Genomic DNA, 23,098 nt, shown 5'->3' on the forward strand with positions numbered 1-23,098 from the left:
CCCCCCAACCGTCATCCCCGCGAAGGCGGGGATCCATACCGGCAACCCTCACGACTCCATCACCGACGTCCGAACATCTGGATCCCCGCCTCCGCGGGGATGACGAAACCAAGTGCCCCTCCCCCAAGGCCCGTCATCCCCGCCTCCGCGGGGAGGACGGCAAGAGAGGTGCCGGATCGCCCCGCCGCCACGCGAAATCCCGCCAGGCAATTGGCACCACGCGCCCGCGTCGCTATATCGGCGCTCCCCTATCCGGACATCCTTCCATGCTCGACAGCCCCGCCGCCCAGGTTCCCACACTCAGCCTCGCCGATCAGGCGCGCGACCCCGACGGCTTTGCCGCCGCGCTCGGCAACTCGTTCGAACGCTTCGGTTTTGCGATCGTCGCCGATCACGGCATCCCGACCGACCTGATCGACCAGGCCTGGGCCGAGACCAAGGCGCTGTTCGAGCTGCCCGAGGACGAGAAGCGCGGCTATTTCGCCCCCGGCGGCGGCGGCGCGCGCGGCTATACGCCGTTCAAGACCGAGATCGCCAAGGACGCCAAGGTCGTCGACCTCAAGGAATTCTGGCATGTCGGCCGCGAGCTCCCCGCCGGCCACCGCTACGAGGCACAGATGTCGCCCAACGTCTGGCCGACCCGCCCCGAGGGTTTCAAGCCGGTCTTCCTCGACCTGTTCAAGGCGTTCGACACCGCGGGCGACAAATTGCTCTCCGCGATCGCGCGCCACCTGAAGCTCGCGCCCGACTGGTTCGACCCCGCGGTCAAGGACGGCAACAGCGTCCTGCGCCTGCTGCACTACCCGCCGATCCCCGCCGATGCCGAGGGCGTCCGCGCCGGCGCGCATGAGGACATCAACCTCATCACGCTGCTGCTCGGTGCGGAAGAGGCGGGTCTCGAACTGCTCGACCGCGCGAACGGCCGCTGGCTGTCGATCAAGCCGCCCGAGGGTGCGATGGTCGTCAATGTCGGCGACATGCTCCAGCGGCTGACCAACCACGTCCTGCCCTCGACCACGCACCGCGTCGTCAACCCGCCGCCTGAGCGCCGCGGCCATTCGCGCTACTCGATGCCGTTCTTCCTGCATCCCGCGCCGGATTTCCTGATCGAGACGCTGCCGGCGACGATCACCGCGGAAAACCCCAACCGCTACCCCACCCCGATCACCGCACACGACTATCTCTACGAACGCCTCGTCGAGATCGGCCTGATCAAGAAGTAACCGCCCCCGCGCGCTACCACCCCGGCGAAGGCCGGGGCCCAGTTGGGGAACGGTGATAACGTCGGACACCGCTCCGTTACACAGCCCTCCCACCTGGACCCCGGCCTTCGCCGGGGAGGGGCAACGGAGTGGCGCGCCGCTCCCCCGGATCAGTCCAGCGGAGCGCACGCCCCCCAGCCTCAATCGAACCCGTTCGACAGAAACCGCTCCGCCAACGCGCAGTGCACCGCGATGCCGTGCGCCATCACCCGCTCGTCGATCGTCATCTTCGTATTGTGCAGCGGCGGGTTGGTCCGCGGGTCGCTCCCCTCGGGCGCCGCGCCGATGAACGCCATCGCGCCAGGCAGCTTCTGCAGCACGTACGAGAAATCCTCCGCGCCCATCATCGGCGGCATCACCTGATACGCGCCCTCGCCGCCGATCGTCGTCGCCACCGCCTTGATCAGCTCGGTCGCCCGCGGATCGTTCACGGTGACGGGATAGCCCTGCTCGATCGTCGGCGTCCCGACCGCACCATGCGCCGCGGCGATCCCCTCGACCATCCGCACGAACGCCGCGCGCAGCTGTTCGCGCGTCCGCTCGGACAAGGTCCGCATCGTCCCCAGCATCTCGACGCTCGACGGGATGACGTTGTGCGCGCTCCCTGCGTTGAGCTTGGTGATCGACAGCACCGCCGGATCGGTCACCGCCACCTGCCGCGCGACATAGGTCTGCAGCGCGGTGACGATCTCGCACGCGATCGGCAGCGGATCGAGGCAATCGTGCGGCATCGCCGCATGCCCGCCGCGCCCGGTGATCGTCGCGCGCAGCGTGTCGGTCGACGCCATCAGCGTCCCCGACCGGCTGACGACATGCCCCATCGGCATGTTGGGCGAGATGTGCAGTGCGAACCCCGCCTCGGGCAATGGCGCGTCGAGCAGCCCGTCGGTGATCATGTGCCGCGCGCCGTGATGCCCCTCCTCGCCCGGCTGGAACATGAACACGACCGTCCCCGGCAGATCGTCCCGCCGCGCGCACAAGGCCTTGGCCGCGCCGACCAGCATCGCGGTATGCGAATCATGCCCGCACGCATGCATCGCCCCGTCGACCTTCGACGCGAACGGCAGCCCGGTCTCCTCCTGCATCGGCAGCGCATCCATGTCGCCGCGGAGCAGCACGGTCCGCCCATTGCCCCCCGCGGTACCGCCGCCCCGCCCGCCACGCAGGATCGCGACGAACCCGGAGGTGGACGTCCCCTCGCGGATCTCGAGCGGCAGCCCGGCCAGCGCCGCCTTCACCTTGTCCGAGGTGCGCGGACAGTGCAGCCCGACCTCGGGATCCGCATGGATCGCGCGCCGCAACTCGATCGCCGCATCGAGGCTCTCCTCACCGATCGCGGCCCAGTCGGTGGTGGATTCGAAATCGAGCGACATGATCGGGTACCTTTGCAAGACGTGGTGCACCGGCCCGGCCAACGCCCGGCCCGTGCCGATGCCGCCCTATACCACAGCACCCCACCCCCTCCACCACCCCGGCGAAGACCGGGGGAGGTGCAAGCGAGATCGGACCCGCCAGCCGCCACACCCCCCACCACCCCGGCGAAGGCCGGGGCCCAATTGGGGGACGGCAATGACCCCGGGAAGCGCCCCGTTACCGCGACCTCCCCAACTGGACCCCGGCCTCCGCCGGGGTGGTATGCGCGAGATCACACGCCACCGCTCCCCCTTGTGTCCCCGCGAAGGCGGGGACCCAGTCTGGGCACCCGCCTTCGCGGGTGACCATGGGGAAGGACACGCCAGCCCCCACACCCCCCACCACCCCGGCGAAGGCCGGGGCCCAGTTGGGGGACGGCAGTGATGCAGGACAGCGCTCCGTTACTCCAACCTCCCCAACCCACAAGCCCACCCCCCGACGCCCCGCCGCGCGACCGCGACCGGCTCCGGCTGCTCGTCCCGAACACCTGTTTCCCGATCTCGTTCGCCACCTGCCGCCCGATCGACGAGCTCGCCGCCCGCGTCGCGGACGACGCCATCTTCGCCCAGGGCGAATCCGCCGCCTCGCGCTCGGCCGCCCGCTCCACCCGCTCAGCCTCGCGCTCCGCCGCCCGCGCCTCGCGCGCCGCCTTCGCGTCGAGCTTCGCCTGCGCCACCGCCGCCTTCTCCGCCGCGGTCGTCGCCTTCGCCTCGGCCGCCGCCGCGCTCGCCGCCTCGGTTTTCGCCGCAAGCAGCTCCTCCGCCGACTCGCGATCGACCAAAGTGTCGTATTTCGCCCCGATCGCATCCGTCTCGATCATCACCGCGCGCTCGGCGGGCGTGATCGGCGCGACCCGCGACACCGGCGGCTTGATCAGCGTGCGCGCGACCGGCGTCGGCGACCCGTCCGCCTGCAACAGCGACACCAGCGCCTCCCCCACCTTCAGCTCGGTGATCGCGGTCGCGACATCGACCCCCGGATTCGCGCGGAACGTCTCCGCCGCCGAGCGCACCGCCGCCTGGTCGCGCGGCGTGAACGCGCGCAGCGCATGCTGCACCCGGTTGCCGAGCTGCCCCGCGATCGTCTCGGGAATGTCGATCGGGTTCTGCGTGATGAAATACACCCCCACGCCCTTCGACCGGATCAGCCGCACGACCTGCGCGATCGTGTCGAGCAGCGCCTTGGGCGCGGCATCGAACAGCAGATGCGCCTCGTCGAAGAAGAAGCACAGCACCGGCTTGTCGGGATCGCCGATCTCGGGAAGCTGCTCGAACAGCTCGCTCATCAGCCATAACAGGAAGGTCGAATAGAGCTTCGGGCTCGCCATCAGCTTGTCCGCGGCGAGGATGTTGACCAGCCCCCGCCCGCGATCGTCGACGCCGATGAAATCACGCAATTCGAGCGCGGGCTCGCCGAAGAAATGCTCCGCGCCCTGCGACCGCAACTGGAGCAGCGCCCGCTGGATCGCACCGATCGACTGTTTCGACACGTTGCCATAGGTCGTCGTCAGCTCGTCCGCCCGCCCCGCGCACTCGCTCAGCATCGCCTGCAGATCGTCGAGATCGATCAGCAGCAGCCCTTCGGTATCCGCGACATGGAAGGCGATCGTTAGCACCCCCTCCTGCACCTCGTTGAGATCGAGCAGCCGCGCGAGCAGCACCGGACCCATCTCGCTGATCGTCGTGCGGATCGGATGCCCCTGCTCGCCGAACAGGTCCCAGAACTGCACCGGCGTGTCCGCATAGGCCCAGCCGTCATCGCCGATCGCCCTGGCGCGCTCGGCAAAGATCGCATGCGTCTTCGCGGTCGGCGATCCCGCCATGGCGAGCCCCGACAGGTCGCCCTTCACGTCGGCGACGAAGCACGGCACGCCGTTCGCCGAAAATCCCTCGATGATTCCCTGCACGGTCACGGTCTTGCCCGTCCCCGTCGCGCCCGCGATCAGCCCGTGCCGGTTCGCGCGTCTGAGCTCGAGCGTCTGCCGCGTACCGTCCGCGCTCGCGCCGATGAAGATGCCGTCGCCCATGCTGCTATGTCCTCGCTGTCGATCCCGATCCTAACCCCGCGCCCCGCAAAGAAAAAGGACCGCCGCTCGGGTGAGCGACGGTCCTTCGGGACACGCGAGTGTCGGGTGGATTACTTGATCTTGACCGGCAGGAACTGCGCCGGCCCGCGCCCGCGCTTGACCTGCAACAGCACCTGCGGGCGCCCGGCGGCCTTGGCCGTCGTGACCGCGCCCTGCAGCTCGGTTGCGCTGCGCACCGGCGTGCCGTTGACCGAGATGATCACGTCGCCGCGCTTGAGCTTGCCGAACGCATCGCTCGTCTGCGCGACGGCCGCGATCACCACGCCCTGCGTGCCCGCCTCGACGCCGACCGCCTGCGCGATCGCCGGGGTCAGCGGCTGGACACCGATCCCGAGCGCCGCACCCGCAGTGGGTGCCGCGCCGGTCGCTGCATCATCGTCGTCGCCGTCATCGGTGCCGAAGCCCTGCGCGTCGCCGCCCAGCGTCGCCGCCAGCTTGTCAGCACTCGGCCGTGGCACGACGACCACGTTCGCGCTCGTCGGCTTGCCGTTGCGCAGGATGTCGAGCCGCGCGGTCTGACCCGGCTTCACGTTCGACACGAGATAGGACAGCGACTGGTCGACCGTCACGACCTGGCCGTTGACCTTGGTCACCACATCGCCCGCGCGCACGCCGGCGCGCGCCGCGGGCCCGCCCGCGGTGACGTCGTTGATCAGCTCGCCCTGGTTCTTGGCGATGCCGAGCGCGGCTGCGGTATCCTCGTCGATCGTGCCACCACGGCCCAGCGTCACGCCGATATAGCCGCGCTCGATCGTGCCACCCTTCATGAAGGTCGCGATGATCGGCTTGGCGGTCGCCGCGGGGATCGCGAAGCCGATCCCGATATTGCCGCCCGACTGGCTGAAGATCTGCGAATTCACGCCGATCACATTGCCGTTCAGGTCGAACATCGGCCCGCCCGAATTGCCCTGGTTGATCGATGCGTCGGTCTGGATGAAGCGGTCATACGCGCCGCCCTGCCCGGTGACGCGGTTGATCGCCGAGATGATCCCCGCGGTCACCGTGCCGCCCAGCCCGAACGGCTCGCCGATCGCGACGACCCAGTCGCCGACGCGCGCGCCGTTCGAATCGCCGAACTTGACGAAGGGCAGGTTCGGCGCGTCGATCTTCAGCAGCGCCAGGTCCGATTCCTGGTCCTTGCCGATGACCTTGGCGACATATTCCTTCTTGTTGCTCAGCGTCACGGTGATCGAATCGACCGTCGCGCCCTGCGCGCCCGGCGAGATCACGTGGTTGTTGGTGACGACATAGCCGTCCGCCGAGATCAGGAACCCCGAGCCGAGCGACGCACCCTCGCGCTTGACCGGCGGGCCACCCTGCGGACCGCCGCCCATGCCGCCGAACAGCTCGCCGAACGGCGTGCCCGCGAACGGGTTGGCCTGCTGCTTCTGGACGATCGTCTGCTTGGTCGAGATGTTCACGACCGCGGGCTGAAGCCGCGCGACCATGTCGGCAAAGCTCATCGGCGCGCCGGGCTTGGGCACGACCGCCTGGATCGCGCCAGGTTCGTTCTGGGCGACCTGGCCGGTCCCCGAAGCGGTGCCGGGCTGGAGCGCGAGCGTCGCGGTCGCGCCGCCGAGCAGTAGAGCGCTGGTAATGGCGTAGGCGTAACGCACTGGATATTGTCCTCTCGTTTCATCGTCCGAAACCGGGGTTTCATCGCCGATTACGGCTGAACGACGCTTGAATATGAACGGGTGTTCAGAGCAAGCTCACGGGCTTTAACGCCCGCGGCCCTCGAATTCCCGCAGATAGCTGTTGTTCGGCGAAAGAATTATCGACGTCGATCCTTCCGGTGCCGGACCGCCATCTGCCCCGAACGTGTGCCGGTAGGACTGCATGGCCCGATAGAAGTCGTAGAAGTCGGCATCCTTGCCAAAGCTCTCGGCATAGATCTTCGCCGAATCGGCATCCGCCTGCGCACGGACGATCTGCGCCTGCTTCTGGCCCTCGGCGCGGATCGTGATCGCCTCCTGCTGGCGTGCGCTCGACATGCGCTTGAGCGCGCTTTCGAGCGGCAGGCCGACAGGCAGGTTCGCCTGCTTGATCCGCACGTCGACGATCTCGACGCCATACTGGCTCGCCACGCGCTGCAACCCGGTCTGGATATTGTCCATCAGCTCGGACCGCTCGGGGCTGAGCAGCTCGACGAAGCGCCGCTTGCCCAGCTCGTTGCGCAGCGCCGAGCCCAGGATCGGGCGCAGCTGGTCGGGGATGCGTTCCTCGCTGCCGACCGCGTTGCGCATCTTGCGCGGGTCGACGACGCGGTAGCGTGCATAGGCATCGACCTCGAGCCGCAGCTGATCGGTCGACAGCACCAGCGTGTTGTCGAGCTCGATGTCCTGCACGCGCTTGTCGATCCACACGATGCGGTCGATGAACGGCACGCGCACGATCAGCCCCGCGCCGGTCTGGCCGAAGGGCTGGCCGGGCGCATAGGCGTTGACCGTCCGGATCGGCTGGCCGAACCGCAGGATCACCGCCTGCTGCGTTTCCGGCACGATCGCAAAGCTCGCCGCGGCAAGGATCACGAGCACCAGCGCGATCGCGCCCGCGATCAGCGGGTTACGCCAGGTCAGACCGTTCACTGGGCGGCTCCCGGCTGGGCGGCGGCGGCGGCCGCAGCCGGCGCGGGCGTCGCCGGCTGGGCGGCGCGCGGCGCGACCTCCGGATCGGCGAGCCGCTTGCCGTTGCGCAGCGGCAGATAGGGGACGACGCCGCCCGGAGTCTCGACGATCGTCTTGTCGCTCTTGGCCAATACCGCTTCCATGGTCTCGTAATACATCCGTCGACGCGTCACCTCGGGGGCGAGGCGATATTGTTCATAGACCTTGTCGAACGATGCGGCCTCGCCCTGCGCGCGCGCCACGACCTGCTGCGCATAGGAGCGCGACTGGTTGAGGTTGGCGATCGCTTCCTGCTGCGCCGCGGTCACCGCGTTGAAGTCCTCGACGATCTGCGCGGGCGCGGCGGCCTGCTTGATCGCGACGCCCTGGATGCGGACGCCCGACTTATAGTCGTTGAGGATCTGCTGGGTCAGCTCGGCGACGCGCTGCTCGATCACCGTGCGGCCCGTGCCGATCGCCTGCTCCAGCGTCGTCGTCGCGACCACCGCGCGCATCGCGCTCTCGGCCGCGGCGCGTACCGTGGTGTTCGGCTCGGCGAGCTGGAACACGTAATCGCGCGGATCGGCGATGTCCCAGCGCACCGAATAGGCCAGATCGATGATGTTCTGGTCGCCGGTCAGCGTCAGGTTCTCGCCGTCGCCGACGGGGAAATTGTCGGTGCGGATATTCTGCACGTCGACCACCTCGACGCTCGCGATCGGCGCGGGCGGGGTCAGGCGGATGCCCGGGTCGAGCGTGCCGGCATATTTGCCGAAATAGGTGACCACGCCGCGCTGCTGCGGCCCGATCTGGTGGAACGACGTGAACAGCAGCCACAGCACCACGATCACCGCGACCGCGATCGCCCAGAGCGCGCGCGCATTGGCGCCCGTCGGCAGGCCGCCGAACCCGCCGCCGCTGCTACCGCCGCCGCCACCGCCGCCCGAGACCCGGGCCTTTTTCAGGAATTCGTCGAGCGCGCTCGGCTTGCCGGTCGGCTTGCGACCGCCGGGGGGCAGCGCCCAGGGATTGCGGGGGCCGCCGCCCTCGCCGGCATTATCGTCACCCGAGCCGCCCCAGGGGCCCTTTGGCGTTTCGACGGCGAGAATGGGGGGACGCCGGAGCCAGCGCGTAAAGATCGTCATCCAACCTTTATAGGTGTGCCATCGCGGAAAAACAGTGCCAAGCGCCCGCCACGGGCCTATCTGGCGGCGATGATCGACATTGAAGCGGTAAAGGCGGCGATTGCCGCAGTGGCGGGCACGCGCGCCACGGTGCGACTCGAAGGAACGCGGCTCGGCGTGGTGGTCGATGCGACCGGCCTCGACCCGAAGGCGCGCGACGCGCTCGAGGCGACGGTGAAGATGGCCGCGACCGCGCCGGGCGTCGGCGAGGTGCGCGTGGTCATGACCGCCGAACGCACCACCCGCCGGCTGATCGCGGTCGCCAGCGGCAAGGGCGGGGTCGGCAAGTCGACGCTGTCCGCCAACCTCGCCATCGCGCTGTCCAGGGCCGGGCGCCGCGTCGGCCTCGTCGACGCGGACATCTATGGCCCGTCGCAGCCGCGGCTGATGGGGGTCGAGGGCACCCGCCCGACCGCCAAGGACAAGGTGCTCGACCCGGTCCCCACCCCCTACGGCGTCCCCCTCCTGTCGATGGGCCAGCTCGTCGATCCCGGCCGCGCGCTCGCCTGGCGCGGGCCGATGGCGGCGGGCGCGCTCGGCCAGCTGGTCGAGGCGGACTGGGGCGCGACCGACACGCTCGTGCTCGACCTGCCCCCCGGCACCGGCGACGTCCAGCTGACGATGGTCCAGAAATACCGCCCCGCAGGCGCGATCATTGTCTCGACCCCGCAGGATCTCGCGCTGATCGACGCGCGCCGCGCGATCGACCTGTTCGAAAAGGCCGGCATTCCGATCATCGGGCTGGTCGAGAACATGGCCGGCTATGTCTGCCCGCATTGCGGCGAAAGCTCGGATCCGTTCGGCAACGGCGGCGCCGAGGCGGCGGCGCGTGAGCTCGGCATCGCGTTCCTCGGCCGCGTGCCGCTGACGCTGTCGATCCGCACCGCCTCCGACGCGGGAACGCCCCCCGCGGCCGAGCCCGACGACGTGATCTTCGCCGCCCTCGCCGCTCAGGTCGTCGCATGGATTGGAAAAATGTGAAACGTTTTGGGGCCCGCGCCGTTGTGCTGTTACCGGTCGTGCCTGGCGCGTAGAGCTACGGCACGAGCGGACCAGGATTCCAGCCACCCGACCGGTCTATGTACAGACCCGGACGGGTGCTCTCCCGAAGAGGACGCCGCGATGCCTCTTACCGCCGATTCCGATATCAAGGCGCTGCTCGAAAACGCGCGCACGATCGCGCTGGTCGGCGCCTCCGACCGCCCCGACCGCCCCTCCTACGGCGTGATGGCGCGGATGCAGGCGCACGGCTACCGCGTCATCCCGGTCAACCCGCAGATCACTGGCGAGCACATCCACGGCGAATTCGTCTTCCGCGAACTCGCCCAGCTCGGCGACCAAATCGACATCGTCGACATCTTCCGCAATTCCGCCGCCGCGGGCGAGGCCGTCGACCAGGCGATCGCGATCGGTGCCAAGGCGGTCTGGCTGCAGCTCGGCGTGATCAACGACGACGCCGCCGCCCGCGCCGAAGCCGCCGGGCTTCAGGTCGTCATGGACCGCTGCCCGGCGATCGAGATCCCCCGGCTCGGCATCGCCAGAATAGATCGGGATCCGACCGACTGACGCTTGCGGCTCGCCTGCGCGTGCGTCACCCTCGCGACGAGCTTCGTATCGGCCCATCGCGTATCGGGGACAGGTCATGTTCGCCTTGCTTCTGGCTCTCGCTCAGGACCCGCTGCTCGCCAAGGCCAGCGAGCGACTCGCCGCCGAACCCCGCTGCGTCATCGATCCCGCCTCGACCGACATCACCGTCTGCGGCCTGCGCCAGGCGGATCGGTTCCGCGTGCCGTTCGTCGAGCACGACCCCGGCGATCCGCGCCATGAAAGCCTCGCCGCGGAACGCGTCCGGCTGCTCAACGCGCGCACCCCGGTCCAGGACATGGGCCCGTTCCAGGTCGGCGGCGGCATGGCCGGCGTGTCGGTCGGCGTCGGCGCGGCGGGCGTCACCGCCGGCGGCCTCCGCAAACCCGCACCCTGACCCCCGCGCCATCACGCCCCCGCCATCAGCCCCCCGCCATCTGGACAGTGGCAAGACGCCCCGATCGGGTCCATGCTCGGGCGATGCCCATGATCACCGCAAACCGTTGAGGCGCCGCCGATGATTCTCGTCACGCTGCTCGCGCTCACACAGGCCGGCGCCATACCTGCGGCCCAGCCTGCCGCCACATCGACCTCGTCGGCCCCGACCGAGAAGAGCTGGTCGATCCTCAATCCCCCCGACTGCCCGGTGGTGAAGGAGGGCGACAAGACGATTACCGTCTGCGCGCCCGGCACCCAATCGGGCCCGCGCCTCCCGCTCCCCGACTGGGGCCCGCCCGACCGCCCCGTCGCCTCCAACCCGAACATGACCGCGATCCGCGCGCTGTCGCTCGAGGGAACGCCCTGCGCCGCGACCCAGAGCGGCTGCCAGTCCGGCTTCGGCCCCCCGATCGTCCCCCTCATCGCCGGCGCCGTCGCGCTCGCGAAAAGCGCCTTCGCCAAGAAACCCGACAAGACCGGCCGCATCGCCATCGACCTGTCCGACCCACCGAGGTGGGGGGGGGCGACCCCGGCCGCCCTCAAAGGACCAATCCACTGGCCAGTCAGCCCCGCCAGCCCGCCGCGCCCCCCGCACAGATCCCAGGTGTCCCACGCCGCAAATCCCGCTAGGGGCGGCCGGGTGATCGAACCCGTTCCCATCGCCACCGGCCCGGCGCCCGCCGATGCCCGCGCCGAGCTTCTCGCGCTGCTGCGGCTCGCCACGCCGCTGGTCGGGGCGAACCTGATCCAGATGGCGGTGTCCGCGGTCGACGTGATCTTCGTCGCGCGGCTCGGCACGGTCGATCTTGCCGCCGCGACGCTCGGCGTGTTCGTCTTCAACCTGCTGATGTTCGCGCTGATCGGGCTGACTAGCGCGGCGGCGCCGCTGATCGCTGCCGAACTCGGCCGCCGCGCGCATGCCGTGCGCGAGGTCCGGCGCAGCGTGCGGATGGCGCTGTGGCTCGGCATCCTCGGCTCGCTGCCGGTCATCCTGGTCCTCACGCAGGGCGAAACGCTGATGCGGCTCGCCGGGCAGGACCCGGAGGTCGCGCGCCGCGCCGGCCGGTTCATGACGATCATCGCCTTTGCGCTGCTGCCCGGCGTGCTCGCGGGCGTCATGCGCACCGCAGCGGCGGCGCTCGGCCGGCCGGGCTGGGCGTTTCTCGTCACCGGGCTGTCGCTGCTCGTCGGGATCGCGGGCAACTGGCTGCTGGTGTTCGGCAATCTCGGCTTCCCCGCGCTCGGGCTGGAGGGCTCGGCGCTCGCCAGCGTCGCCAGCCTCGGCGTGATGATGATCGCGTACGGCGTGATCCTGACGACCGACCGGCGGCTGCGGCGCTTCCACCTGTTCGGCCGCTGGTGGCGGACCGAATGGTCGCGCTTCCATGAGATCGTCCGGCTCGGCACGCCGATCATGCTGACCTGGATCTTCGAAGGCGCGCTGTTCGGCGGCGCGGCGCTGCTGATGGGGCTGATCGGCGTCGCGGAGGTCGCGGCGCATGCGATCGCGCTCAACATCGCCGCGGTCGCGTTTCAGGTGCCGTTCGGCGTCGCGCAGGCGGCGACGATCCGCGTCGGCATGGCGTACGGCGCGCAGGACCGGGTCTGGATCACCCGCGCGGGCAATGTCGCGCTGGTCGTCGGGATCGGCTTCATGGCGGCCAGCGCGCTGCTGATCTGGGCGGTGCCGCGGCTGATGATCGGCGTCTATGTCGATCCCGACCTGCCGCAGAACGCGGTCGTCGTCGCGCTCGCGCTGCGGTTCCTCGGCGTCGCCGCGGTGTTCCAGCTCGTCGACGGCGCGCAGGCGGTCGCGGCGGGCGTGCTGCGCGGGCTGCAGGATACCCGGACGCCGATGCTGATCGCGCTGTTCGGCTATTGGGTGATCGGCTTCGGCACCGCGATCCTGCTCGGCTTCCGCACGCCGCTTGCCGGCGAGGGGGTGTGGTGGGGGCTGTTCGCAGGGCTCGCGGTGGTGTCGGTGCTGCTGCTGTGGCGCTGGTCGCGGCGTGATCGGCTGGGGCTCGTCCTGACCCGCGGAATGTAACGATTGACGCGATTTTCGTTTGGACGCCCGTTGACGATGCCGGGGACGCGGCACATATGACGGCTGTTGGCACTCGATATCGTCGAGTGCCAGAAATCTGTCACAAACCTAAAGGACATGGATCCCATGAACTTTCGTCCGTTGCACGACCGCGTGCTGGTGAAGCGCCTCGAAGCCGAAGAGAAGACGGCTGGCGGCATCATCATCCCCGACACCGCCAAGGAAAAGCCGCAGGAAGGCGAAGTCGTCGCCATCGGCACCGGGACCCGCGCCGAGAACGGCACGATCACCCCGCTCGACGTCAAGGCTGGCGACAAGATCCTGTTCGGCAAGTGGTCGGGCACCGAGGTCAAGGTCGACGGCGAAGATCTGCTGATCATGAAGGAATCGGACATTCTGGGCATCGTCGGCTGACGCCGACGTGGCCTGGATCGCCCTTTAGGGCTGGTCCGGACCGCGCTCAAAAATACCGTTTTCGTCTCAACATTCACAACATTCGTTTGAAAGGGTAGCTGACATGGCTTCCAAGGACGTAAAATTCGGTCGTGACGCGCGCGAGCGCATCCTCCGCGGCGTCGACATCCTCGCCGACGCGGTCAAGGTGACCCTGGGGCCCAAGGGCCGCAACGTCGTCATCGACAAGAGCTTCGGCGCACCGCGCATCACCAAGGACGGCGTCACCGTCGCCAAGGAGATCGAGCTCAAGGACAAGTTCGAGAACATGGGCGCGCAGATGCTGCGCGAAGTGGCCTCGAAGACCAACGACATCGCCGGTGACGGCACGACCACCGCGACGGTCCTGGCGCAGGCCATCGTCCGCGAGGGCATGAAGTCGGTCGCAGCGGGCATGAACCCGATGGATCTGAAGCGCGGCATCGATCTCGCCGTCGTCAAGGTCGTCGAGGACGTCAAGGCGCGTTCGAAGCCGGTTTCGGGTTCGAAGGAAGTGGCGCAGGTCGGCATCATCTCGGCCAATGGCGACCGTGAAGTCGGCGAGAAGATCGCCGAAGCCATGGAGAAGGTCGGCAAGGAAGGCGTGATCACCGTCGAGGAGGCCAAGGGTCTCGAATTCGAGCTCGACGTCGTCGAAGGCATGCAGTTCGACCGCGGCTATCTCTCGCCCTACTTCATCACCAACCCCGAGAAGATGACCGTCGAGCTTCAGGATCCCTACATCCTGATCCACGAGAAGAAGCTCTCGAACCTGCAGGCGATGCTCCCGATCCTGGAAGCCGTCGTTCAGTCGGGTCGTCCGCTCCTGATCATCGCCGAGGACATCGAGGGTGAGGCACTCGCCACGCTCGTCGTCAACAAGCTGCGCGGCGGCCTGAAGGTCGCAGCGGTCAAGGCACCCGGCTTCGGCGATCGTCGCAAGGCGATGCTCGAGGACATCGCGATCCTGACCAAGGGCGAGATGATCTCGGAAGACCTCGGCATCAAGCTCGAGACCGTCACGCTCGGCATGCTCGGCACCGCCAAGCGCGTCACGATCGACAAGGACAACACCGTCATCGTCGACGGTGCCGGCGATCACGAGACGATCAAGGGCCGTACCGAAGCGATCCGTCGCCAGATCGAGAACACCACCAGCGACTATGACAAGGAGAAGCTCCAGGAGCGTCTTGCCAAGCTCGCCGGCGGCGTTGCCGTGATCAAGGTCGGCGGTTCGTCGGAAGTCGAAGTCAAGGAGCGCAAGGACCGCGTCGACGACGCGCTGCACGCAACCCGCGCAGCCGTCGAAGAGGGCATCGTCCCCGGTGGTGGTACGGCGCTGCTGTACGCGACCAAGGTGCTCGACGGCCTGACCGGTGCGAACGAGGACCAGACGCGCGGTATCGACATCGTCCGCAAGTCGCTGACGGCTCTGGTTCGCCAGATCGCGCAGAATGCGGGTCATGACGGTGCGGTGGTTTCGGGCAAGCTGCTCGACGGCAACGACTCGAACATCGGCTTCAACGCCGCGACCGACACCTACGAGAACCTGGTGGAAGCCGGCGTGATCGATCCGACCAAGGTCGTCCGCACCGCGCTGCAGAACGCGGCATCGGTCGCAGGCCTGCTGATCACGACCGAAGCGGCCGTGAGCGAAATGGCCGAAGACAAGCCCGCCATGCCCATGGGCGGCGGCGGCGGCATGGGCGGCATGGGCGGCATGGACTTCTGATTTCGAACGGGAGGAGCGACGCTCCTCCCGACACGAAATCGGAACGGCCGGCGGGCTGGGCGGCGAAAGCCACCAGTCCCGTCCGACGAAAAGGGCCGGCTTTGCCGGTCCTCCGTTCCGACCAAGACGACCCAAAGCAAAAGGGCCGGGGAGCAATCCCCGGCCCTTTGTCCGTTCTCATTATTGGCGGTACCGCCTCAGCGGTTCTTCATCGCCGCGATCAGCTTCTTCACTTCCTGGCTGCGACCGCGCGGCATGATCAGCACGTCGTTGCCGCTCGCCACCACGATCAGGTCCTCGACCCCGACCAGCGCGACCTTGACGCCGTCGCTGCGCACCAGACAGTTCTTCGTGTCGATCGCCAGCACGCTGCCGTCGCCATCGCCGCGATGCGCATTGCCGTCCGCGTCGCGCGCGCTGATCGCATGCAACGCGTCCCAGCTGCCAACGTCGTTCCACCCCATCGCCACCGGCACCACCGCGACGCGGTCGGCCTTTTCCATCACCGCATAGTCGATCGAGTCATCGGGCGACGCGGCAAAGGCCTCGGCGTCGGGATAGACCCGCGTGCCTTCGCGACGGGCGAGCTTCATCGCATCGGTCGTCGCGACCAGAATGCCGGGATCATGCTGCGCAAGGGCAGCGAGATAGGCGTCGGCGCGGAACAGGAAGATGCCGCCGTTCCAGGCATGATCGCCCGAAGCCAGCATCGCCTCCGCCTTGTCGAGCGGCGGCTTCTCAACGAAGCGCGCGACGCGGTGGACACCCGCGGCCAGTTCTTCGCCGACCTGGATCCAGCCATAGCCGGTTTCAGGCGCGTCGGGGGCGATGCCGAACGTCACCAGCCAGCCCTGCGCGACCATCGGCAGCGCCGCGGCGATCGCGGCGTGGAAGGCGGGCAGGTCGGCGATGACGTGATCGGACGGCATGACGAGCAGCGCGTCGCCGCTGCCGGCACCGGTCTCGCCCGCGGCGATCGCCGCGAGTGCGATCGCGGGCGCGGTGTTGCGGCCCATCGGCTCGAGGATCAGCGCCTGTGCCTCGGCGCCGGCGTCTGCCAGCTGCGCTTCGACCAGATCGGCATGCGCGGCGTTGGCGACGACGATCGGCGCCGCGAAGCGTTCGCCCTGCGCGCGGCCTGCGGTCAGCTGCAACATGGTCTGGTCCGCGGTCAGCGCGAGCATCTGCTTGGGCATTTCGGGACGCGACATCGGCCACAGCCGGGTGCCGGAACCGCCGGACAGAATCACGGGTATAATCGTTCGAACTGTCATGCGACCTCCACTCGGGAGACCGTATAACGACCAATCCGGGACTTCCAATCGCAAACCACCCCGCCAGCGCGCGGTCTTCAGCCTTTGTTTGCGAATTGGTGCAAAGAGACAGCTAGGTGTCGGGTGCGTTTACAGTCACCCTGTCGGGATCCCGCCGAACGATGATCAGGCTCTTCAAACACTACGTCCCCTATGCGGTGCTGCTGCTCGGCATCGTCGACGCCGTGCTGCTGGTCGTGGCAGGGGAGATCGGCTGGGTCGTCCGCGCGCATCAGATCGGCATGGCGGTCGAGCCGATCCACACGCGCGTGCTCCAGCTCGCGACCTTCGCCGCGGCGTTGCAGATCGCGCTGGTCGCGGTCGGCGCCTATGGCGTCGCCTCGTTCCTGTCGCTGCGGTTCGCCGCCGCGCGGCTCGCGGTCGCCTTCTCGCTCGGCGTGATCTTCCAGTCGCTGATCTTCTTCCTGGTCCCCGCGCTCACCTTCTGGCGGTCGAACCTGCTATATGCGACGCTGATCGCGGCCGTCCTGCTGGTGACGGTGCGCGCGGTGCTTGGCCGGCTGCTGGGCGGCGACACGTTCAAGCGACGAATCGTCGTCCTCGGCGCGGGCCATCGTGCCGCACGCATCCTCGCTCTGTCGCAACAGCCTGGGATCAACTTCGTCGCGGCGGGCTTCGTCGCGATGGGCGAGGCGGAGGCGGTGGTCGACGGTGCGATTCCCCGCGCCGACATCCCGAACCTGGCGGCGCATATCGTCGACCTGAACGCGGGCGAAGTCGTCCTCGCGCTCGAAGAACGGCGCAACGCGCTGCCACTCAAGGATCTGCTCCGTGTCCGCACGACCGGCGTCCAGGTCATCGAGATTTCGACCTTTCTCGAACGCGAGACCGGGCGGATCGATCTCAACAGTGTGAATCCGTCCTGGCTGATCTTCTCCGACGGTTTCGCCAGTGGCCGGATGCTGTCGAGCGTGTTCAAGCGCGCGTTTGACATCGTCGCCAGCCTGATCCTGCTCGCGGTCACGCTGCCGGTCATCCTGGTCACTGCGCTTGCGATCAAGCTCGAGTCGCGTGGCCCCGCCTTTTATCGTCAGCGGCGCGTCGGCCTCTACAATCAGGGGTTCGACATTCTGAAGCTCCGCTCGATGCGGCAGGATGCCGAGATTGCGGGCAAGGCGGTCTGGGCGGCGGAGGACGATCCCCGGATCACGCGGATCGGTCGTTTCATCCGCAAGGTCCGCATCGACGAACTGCCACAGACCTGGACCGTGCTGCGCGGCGAGATGAGCTTTGTCGGTCCGCGCCCCGAACGGCCGCAATTCGTCGACGAACTCGAAACCCAGCTGCCTTATTATGCCGAGCGTCACATGGTGAAGCCGGGCATCACGGGGTGGGCGCAGATCAACTATCCTTACGGCGCATCGATCGAGGATGCGCGGCACAAGCTCGAATATGATCTGTATTACGCCAAGAATTATTCGCCCTTCCTCGACATGCTGATCCTTCTGCAGACGCTCCGGGTCGTCCTGTGGCCAACCGGCGCGCGCTGAACGTGGCATGATCGCGCTGCTGATCCTGTGGACGCACGCACTGGCCGCGCTGCTGTTCGGCGTGCTCGTGTTCAGGCAGGCGCAGCGGCCGGCCGGCGGCTGGTCGAACGCGGCCTTTGTCGGCCCGCTCGTCCTGACGACGCTCTGGGCGCTGGCCGTGTCGGGCATAGACTTTCGCGATGTCAGCACCCGGATCGCCGAGAGCGCGCGCTCCATCGCCTGGCTCGGCTTCATGTTCGCGCTCGTACGCCGGGAACGCACCGGCAATCGTGCGCTGGGTGCGGTCTATGGCACCGTCGTAGCGATCGCGGTGATCGGCGCGCTGCTCGCGGTCGTCGAATTGGTGCCGATGGATGCCGATGCGCAGGCACAGACCGAATCGGCACGGCTCGTGTTCGGGATGATGGTGGCGATCAGCGCGCTGGTGCTGGTCCATCATCTGCATCAGGCAGCACGGGCCTCGCCCGACGCGGCGTGGCACGGCGGGCGTCTGGTCGTGGTCGCGGTCACGATCATGTGGAGCGTCGATCTGCTGCTGGCTGTCAGCGCCTATGTCGCGCCGCGCTGGACGCCTGTGATCGTTGCCGTACGCGGTGTCGCGATGATCGGCATGGCGCTGCTCCTGCTCGTTGCGGTCACCCGTCGCGGCGACTGGACGTTCGCGGTGTCGCGTCGCGTCGCCACCCGGTCGCTCACCGCGATCGCGGTGATCAGCTATGTCGGGATCACCGCCGTCGCGACCAGCGTTGCCGACGCCTATGGCGGCGATCACGCGCGGCTGATCCAGACCGCGATCATCTGCGGTGCGACCGCTGCGCTGTTCGGGCTGCTGGCCACGTCGTGGCTGCGCGCATGGGCGAAGGTGAAGATCGCCAAGCACCTGTTTCGCCATCGCTATGACTATCGCGCAGAGTGGCAGCGTTTCACCGAGACGCTGGGCGCACCGGGCGACGGCGCCGCGCCGCTCGACGGACGGATCGTGAAGGCGGTGGCGGACCTGACCGACAGCCCGGGCGGTCTCTTGCTGGTCCCCGACGGTCTGGGCATGAGCAGCGCCGCCGCCTGGAACTGGGAGATGACGACGGCGCCGGCGCCGATGTCGGATCGGGCGCTGGCCGAGCGTCTTCGTCTCAGCCCGCGGATCATCGAACTTGACCCCGTACGGCGCGGCACGGCGCCGGCGGAGGAGAGCGCTAGCGTGCCGCACTGGCTCAGCGCATGCCCCGTGGCCTGGGCGATCGTCCCTTTGGTGCATGGCGGTGCACTGGTCGGCGCGATCATCCTCGCCCGTCCGCCGGTCGATCGCGCGCTGGACTGGGAGGATTTCGACCTGTTGCGGGTCGCGGGCCGGCAGGCGGCGAGCTACCTTGCCGAGGACCGCGCGCATGCCGCGCTCGCGGACGCGCAGCGGTTCGACGAGTTCAACCGCCGCTTCGCGTTCATCCTGCACGACATCAAGAATCTCGTCAGCCAGTTGACGCTGGTCGCGCGCAACGCAGAGCGTCACGCCGACAATCCGGCGTTCCGCGTCGACATGGTCGCCACACTCCAGGACTCCGCCGATCGCATGAATGCGCTGCTCGCCCGGCTTTCACAAACGCACGCGGCCCCCAGCGAGCCGTTCCAGCCGGTCGATGTCGCAGCGCTGGTCAACCGCGTCGTCGGCGCACGTCGCGCACAGCATCCGATCGCGGCACAGGCGACCGGACAGGTGCTCGCCCGGGCGCAGACGGCACGGCTCGAACAGGTGCTCGGCCATCTGATCCAGAACGCGATCGAAGCGAGCGACCGCGACGCTCCGATCGTCGTCGCGGTCACGGCAAACGGCGCGACCATCGCGATCGACGTGATCGACCAGGGGTCCGGGATGAGCCCCGCTTTCGTCCGCCATCAGCTGTTCCGGCCGTTCGCCTCGTCCAAGCCGCTGGGGTTCGGGATCGGCGCGTTCGAAGCACTGCAACTGGTCGAGGCGATGGGCGGGTCGCTCGATGTCTTCAGCCGGGAAGGTGAGGGGACGCGGTTCCGCATATCGTTGCCGGCCGCCGATGCGATGGAGGCGGCGGCATGAGCACATCGGCATCCCCTGTGGAGGCGCGCCCGGTGCTTCTGATCGTCGAGGACGATCTTGGGCTGCAGCGACAGCTGCGCTGGGCGTATGAGGGCTATGAGATCGTCGTCGCCAGCGACCGCGCCACCGCGATCGAAGCGATCCGGGCGCACGAACCCGCCGTCGTCACGCTCGACCTCGGCCTGCCACCCGATCCCGACGGCGTCGCCGAAGGCTTTGCGACGCTGCGCGAAATCCTCGCGCTGAAACCCGATACCCAGGTGATTATCGCGTCCGGGCACGGTGCACGCGAAAGCGCGCTGACCGCGATCGCGGAGGGGGCGTGGGATTTCTATGCCAAACCGATCGATATCGACGTGCTCGGGATGATCGTCGCCCGTGCGTTCCACGTCCATGGCCTCGAGGCGGAGAACCGGCGGCTTGCGGCGCGGGTGGCAGCGAGCGGGGCGGGATTTGGCGGCGTGATCGCCGCCTCGCCCGAAATGGCGCTTGTCACGCGGACGCTCGAACGGGTCGCGCCCGCCAATGTGGCGGTGATGCTGCTGGGCGCGAGCGGCACGGGCAAGGAAGTGCTCGCGCGCGGCATCCATAATGCGTCGCCGCGCGCGCGAGGCAGGTTTGTCGCGATCAACTGCGCGGCGATTCCCGAGACGTTGCTCGAAAGCGAGCTGTTCGGCCATGAAAAGGGGGCGTTCACCGGCGCGATCAAGACCACCGAGGGCAAGATCGAGCAGGCGGCGGGTGGCACGCTGTTCCTCGACGAGATCGGCGACGTGCCGCTGACGCTGCAGGTCAAACTGTTGCGGTTCCTGCAGGAACGGGTGATCGAGCGGGTCGGCGGCCGCAAGGCGATCCCGGTCGACACGCGGATCGTCTGCGCGACGCATCAGGATGTCGACGCGATGGTCGCGACGGGACGTTTTCGTGAGGATCTCTATTATCGGCTGACGGAAATCGTCGTGCGGATCCCTTCGCTGGCCGAGCGCAGCGGCGACGCGGGGCTGCTCGCGCGGCATTTTCTGGCGAAGTACGCCAGGACGATGAATGCCGGCGTGACCGGGCTCGCCCCCGATGCGCGCGCGGCGATCGATGGCTGGAGCTGGCCGGGCAATGTCCGCGAGCTCGAAAACCGGATCAAGCGCGCGGTGATCATGGCCGACGGCAAGCTGATCACCGCTGCGGATCTCGACCTTGGCGGTACCGCCGACACGGCCGATGGGCTGAACCTGCGGGCGGCGCGGGAGGTGGCAGATCGCAAGGCGATCCGTCGCGCGCTGAGCCGTGCCGGGGGCAACATCTCGAGCGCGTCCCGGCTGCTCGGGATCAGCCGGCCGACGCTGTACGATCTGCTAAAAAGCTATGATCTTCATGCGTGACCCGCGATATCCGCTGCTGCGCCGCGGACGCGCACCTCGGCGCCGGCGTGTCTTCACGCGGAGTCATGCCCGTCTGCTGGCGATCGCGCTGCTCGTGCTGGCGGTTGCGGGGACGGCGACGCTGCTGACGCTCCGGCGCGATCCCCCCGATGCGCGAGGCTTGCTCCGCGACGCGCGGATCACGTTGCAGTCGGGCAATTACAGCGCGGCCCGGTCCAATGCACAGGCGGCGATCGCGGCGGCACCGTCGAACGGGCCTGCGCATGTCGTCCTTGCGCGCGCGCTGCTCGAACTAGGCGACGGACTCGCGGCCGAGGCCGAACTGACCCGCGCGCGCGATGCCGGCATCGCGATCGCCACGCTCTACCCGTTCCAGGCGCAGGCGCGGCTGCTCCAGAACGATCCGGTCGGTGCGATCGAGGCGGCCGACCGCGCCGCACCGCGCCAGGCCGCCTATGCTCGCCGCATCCGCGCCGCCGCGCTGGTACTGCTCGGCAACGGCGCTGCAGCCCGCGCCGATCTAGGTCGCCTGGTTGCAGAGCAGCCTCGCGACGGGCGCAACTGGACCGCGCTGGGTCGCGTGGCGCTGGCTATCGGCGATGTCGGTACCGCCGCGGATGCTGCGACGCGTGCGGTCGCGCTGTTGCCGGATGAGCCCGCGGCGCTGACGTTGCAGGGCGAGATTGTCCGACGGCGCTACGGCCTGGTCGCAGCACTTCCCTGGTTCGAACGCGCGCTTGCACGCGATGCCTATTATCATCCGGCGCTGATCGAATATGCCGCCACGCTCGGCGATGCCGGGCGATATCGCGCCATGCTGGCGGCGACGCGACGCGCGCAGCGGGCTCGACCCGGCAGCCCGCAGGCTTTGTATCTCCAGGGGGTGCTCGCGGCGCGCGCGGGTCGGACCGAACTCGCGCGCGGGCTGCTTCAGAAGACCGGGGGGGCGATTGACAGCCTGCCCGGTGCGATCCTGCTCAGCGGTGCGCTCGACTATGCCGAGGGGCGGTTCGAACAGGCCGGCGCGATGTGGCGTGGCCTCGCGCGGCAACAGCCGCTCAACGTCAGCGTGCGCCGGCTGTTGGGGGCTGCGCTGCTGCGGTCGGGTGATCCGCGCGGCGCGCGGGAGGTGCTGAGGCCGATCGTCACCCGTGCGGACGCCGACAGCTACGCGCTCGTGCTTTTCGCGCGTGCGGCGGCCGCGACCGCAACGACGGACCGGGAGCGCGAGGGTGTGGCGCAGGATCTCAATCGCGCAAACCGCGGTGCCACCGGGATGGCGACGGCCTTCGCGATCGACGATCAGGTCGGCACGCTCGACGCGGCGATCCTGCAGGCCCCGGGCGATCCGGGCGCGCTGCTGGCGGCGATCCGTGGCCGGATCCAGGCGCGCGCGCCGGGTGATGCGCTTGCCCGCGCGCGCAGCCTTGCACGGGCAAGCCCCGGCGCGCCCGCCGCCCAGTCGACGCCGGGCGACACCTTCGCGGTGGCGGGGCGTTACGCGGACGCTGCACCGTTCTATGCGCGTGCCGCGGATCTCAGCTTCGACGAACCGACGATGCTGCGCCTGGTCGACGCGCTGAGCCGGGTCTCGCGCCAACGCCAGGCATCGACCGCGCTGGCCCTGTATCTTTCGCAAAATCCGCAGAGCCTGACCGGCCAGCGAATCCTTGGCCATTGGCACGTGATGGCAGGCAACTGGACCGCGGCGATCGAGACGCTCGAAGCGGTGCGCCGGCGGATCGGCAATCGTGACGCGGGGCTGCTGACAGATCTCGCGCGCGCCCATGCCGGGGCGGCGCCGCGTGACGGCGCAGATACGGCAGCGCTTCGCTATGCGCGCGCCGCCCATGCGCTTGCGCCGATGAATGCAGCGGCGACCGACGCCTATGGCATCGCGCTGGCGGGCGTCGGCAAGCTGGACGGTGCGCGGCAGGTGCTGACCAAGGCGGTAGCGCTGGCCCCCGGGGATCGCGCCATCGCCAGCCATCTCGCTCAGCTCCGTTAGACCTTGTCGCACGGCGGCGGTGCCGTCATGACCGCGCG

At 68.7% G+C, this 23,098-nt stretch carries 17 protein-coding genes; 11 read left to right on the forward strand and 6 right to left on the reverse strand.

What is annotated here, in order from left to right; all coding sequences use genetic code 11:
- Positions 1-266: 266 nt before the first annotated feature.
- Entirely contained in the window at positions 267-1,223 is a 957-nt protein-coding gene (locus tag GV027_RS07925; RefSeq protein ID WP_159511533.1) for an isopenicillin N synthase family dioxygenase, read from the forward strand.
- Between the two features lie 179 nt (positions 1,224-1,402).
- Here GV027_RS07925 and GV027_RS07930 read toward each other — a convergent pair whose 3' ends face one another.
- From GV027_RS07930 to hflK, 5 genes are all read right to left on the reverse strand, one after another.
- Complete coding sequence (locus GV027_RS07930) at positions 1,403-2,635, reverse strand: M20 metallopeptidase family protein (RefSeq protein ID WP_159511534.1); 1,233 nt, start codon at positions 2,633-2,635, stop codon at positions 1,403-1,405.
- 272 nt (positions 2,636-2,907) lie between these two features.
- Complete coding sequence (locus GV027_RS07935; protein WP_159511535.1) at positions 2,908-4,701, reverse strand: helicase HerA-like domain-containing protein; 1,794 nt, start codon at positions 4,699-4,701, stop codon at positions 2,908-2,910.
- A gap of 110 nt (positions 4,702-4,811) precedes the next feature.
- Entirely contained in the window at positions 4,812-6,377 is a 1,566-nt protein-coding gene (locus tag GV027_RS07940; RefSeq protein ID WP_031439387.1) for a Do family serine endopeptidase, read from the reverse strand.
- Positions 6,378-6,482: 105 nt separating this feature from the next.
- Positions 6,483-7,349 carry a protease modulator HflC gene (gene hflC / locus GV027_RS07945; RefSeq protein ID WP_037530602.1) on the reverse strand — a complete coding sequence of 289 codons (867 nt, stop codon included), beginning with the start codon at positions 7,347-7,349 and terminating at the stop codon, positions 6,483-6,485.
- A complete protein-coding gene (hflK, locus tag GV027_RS07950) occupies positions 7,346-8,512 on the reverse strand; it encodes a protease modulator HflK (RefSeq protein ID WP_107931848.1) in 1,167 nt (388 codons plus the stop codon). Before hflK ends, hflC begins: the two co-directional genes overlap by 4 nt.
- A gap of 69 nt (positions 8,513-8,581) precedes the next feature.
- On the opposite strand from hflK, the gene GV027_RS07955 reads away from it, so the two are divergent.
- The 6 genes from GV027_RS07955 (at position 8,582) to groL (ending at position 14,784) form a co-directional block, all read left to right on the forward strand.
- On the forward strand, positions 8,582-9,532 hold the full coding sequence (locus tag GV027_RS07955) for an Mrp/NBP35 family ATP-binding protein (protein WP_107931845.1): 951 nt from the start codon (positions 8,582-8,584) through the stop codon (positions 9,530-9,532).
- Positions 9,533-9,673: 141 nt separating this feature from the next.
- On the forward strand, positions 9,674-10,117 hold the full coding sequence (locus GV027_RS07960; RefSeq protein WP_159511536.1) for a CoA-binding protein: 444 nt from the start codon (positions 9,674-9,676) through the stop codon (positions 10,115-10,117).
- A gap of 76 nt (positions 10,118-10,193) precedes the next feature.
- Positions 10,194-10,532 (forward strand): hypothetical protein, encoded by a 339-nt coding sequence (locus tag GV027_RS07965; protein WP_056679394.1) that lies wholly within the window; start codon positions 10,194-10,196, stop codon positions 10,530-10,532.
- Between the two features lie 120 nt (positions 10,533-10,652).
- The gene (locus GV027_RS07970) at positions 10,653-12,620 is read left to right on the forward strand and encodes an MATE family efflux transporter (protein ID WP_328799397.1); all 1,968 of its coding nucleotides are present in this window, start codon (positions 10,653-10,655) and stop codon (positions 12,618-12,620) included.
- A gap of 126 nt (positions 12,621-12,746) precedes the next feature.
- A complete protein-coding gene (groES, locus tag GV027_RS07975) occupies positions 12,747-13,034 on the forward strand; it encodes a co-chaperone GroES (RefSeq protein ID WP_031394281.1) in 288 nt (95 codons plus the stop codon).
- Positions 13,035-13,137: 103 nt separating this feature from the next.
- Positions 13,138-14,784 carry a chaperonin GroEL gene (groL, locus tag GV027_RS07980; RefSeq protein ID WP_031394280.1) on the forward strand — a complete coding sequence of 549 codons (1,647 nt, stop codon included), beginning with the start codon at positions 13,138-13,140 and terminating at the stop codon, positions 14,782-14,784.
- A gap of 197 nt (positions 14,785-14,981) precedes the next feature.
- On the opposite strand, the gene GV027_RS07985 is transcribed toward groL, so the two are convergent.
- The gene (locus tag GV027_RS07985) at positions 14,982-16,058 is read right to left on the reverse strand and encodes a mannose-1-phosphate guanylyltransferase/mannose-6-phosphate isomerase (RefSeq protein ID WP_159511537.1); all 1,077 of its coding nucleotides are present in this window, start codon (positions 16,056-16,058) and stop codon (positions 14,982-14,984) included.
- Between the two features lie 161 nt (positions 16,059-16,219).
- Here GV027_RS07985 and GV027_RS07990 point away from each other — a divergent pair, with 161 nt between their 5' ends.
- From GV027_RS07990 to GV027_RS08005, 4 genes are read left to right on the forward strand one after another with little or no spacing between them, the layout of a single operon-like run.
- The gene (locus tag GV027_RS07990) at positions 16,220-17,608 is read left to right on the forward strand and encodes a TIGR03013 family XrtA/PEP-CTERM system glycosyltransferase (RefSeq protein WP_159511538.1); all 1,389 of its coding nucleotides are present in this window, start codon (positions 16,220-16,222) and stop codon (positions 17,606-17,608) included.
- 7 nt (positions 17,609-17,615) lie between these two features.
- A complete protein-coding gene (prsK, locus tag GV027_RS07995; protein WP_159511539.1) occupies positions 17,616-19,676 on the forward strand; it encodes an XrtA/PEP-CTERM system histidine kinase PrsK in 2,061 nt (686 codons plus the stop codon).
- The gene (gene prsR / locus GV027_RS08000) at positions 19,673-21,052 is read left to right on the forward strand and encodes a PEP-CTERM-box response regulator transcription factor (RefSeq protein WP_201302598.1); all 1,380 of its coding nucleotides are present in this window, start codon (positions 19,673-19,675) and stop codon (positions 21,050-21,052) included. Before prsK ends, prsR begins: the two co-directional genes overlap by 4 nt.
- Positions 21,045-23,060: a tetratricopeptide repeat protein gene (locus GV027_RS08005; RefSeq protein WP_159511540.1), complete on the forward strand. Its 2,016-nt coding sequence runs from the start codon at positions 21,045-21,047 to the stop codon at positions 23,058-23,060. The genes prsR and GV027_RS08005 overlap by 8 nt, the downstream gene beginning before the upstream one ends.
- Positions 23,061-23,098 lie beyond the last annotated feature (38 nt).

It is taken from the genome of Sphingomonas sp. T1 (assembly GCF_902506585.1).
Taxonomy (GTDB): Bacteria; Pseudomonadota; Alphaproteobacteria; order Sphingomonadales; family Sphingomonadaceae; genus Sphingomonas; species Sphingomonas aerolata.

Coding starts and splice junctions, on each gene's coding strand:
- GV027_RS07925 (WP_159511533.1), top strand. CDS start 267: ATGCTCGACAGCCCCGCCGCCCAGGTTCCCACACTCAGCCTCGCCGAT.
- GV027_RS07930 (WP_159511534.1), bottom strand. CDS start 2,635: ATGTCGCTCGATTTCGAATCCACCACCGACTGGGCCGCGATCGGTGAG.
- GV027_RS07935 (WP_159511535.1), bottom strand. CDS start 4,701: ATGGGCGACGGCATCTTCATCGGCGCGAGCGCGGACGGTACGCGGCAG.
- hflK (WP_107931848.1), bottom strand. CDS start 8,512: ATGACGATCTTTACGCGCTGGCTCCGGCGTCCCCCCATTCTCGCCGTC.
- GV027_RS07955 (WP_107931845.1), top strand. CDS start 8,582: ATGATCGACATTGAAGCGGTAAAGGCGGCGATTGCCGCAGTGGCGGGC.
- GV027_RS07960 (WP_159511536.1), top strand. CDS start 9,674: ATGCCTCTTACCGCCGATTCCGATATCAAGGCGCTGCTCGAAAACGCG.
- GV027_RS07965 (WP_056679394.1), top strand. CDS start 10,194: ATGTTCGCCTTGCTTCTGGCTCTCGCTCAGGACCCGCTGCTCGCCAAG.
- GV027_RS07970 (WP_328799397.1), top strand. CDS start 10,653: ATGATTCTCGTCACGCTGCTCGCGCTCACACAGGCCGGCGCCATACCT.
- groES (WP_031394281.1), top strand. CDS start 12,747: ATGAACTTTCGTCCGTTGCACGACCGCGTGCTGGTGAAGCGCCTCGAA.
- groL (WP_031394280.1), top strand. CDS start 13,138: ATGGCTTCCAAGGACGTAAAATTCGGTCGTGACGCGCGCGAGCGCATC.
- GV027_RS07985 (WP_159511537.1), bottom strand. CDS start 16,058: ATGACAGTTCGAACGATTATACCCGTGATTCTGTCCGGCGGTTCCGGC.
- GV027_RS07990 (WP_159511538.1), top strand. CDS start 16,220: ATGATCAGGCTCTTCAAACACTACGTCCCCTATGCGGTGCTGCTGCTC.
- prsK (WP_159511539.1), top strand. CDS start 17,616: ATGATCGCGCTGCTGATCCTGTGGACGCACGCACTGGCCGCGCTGCTG.
- prsR (WP_201302598.1), top strand. CDS start 19,673: ATGAGCACATCGGCATCCCCTGTGGAGGCGCGCCCGGTGCTTCTGATC.
- GV027_RS08005 (WP_159511540.1), top strand. CDS start 21,045: ATGCGTGACCCGCGATATCCGCTGCTGCGCCGCGGACGCGCACCTCGG.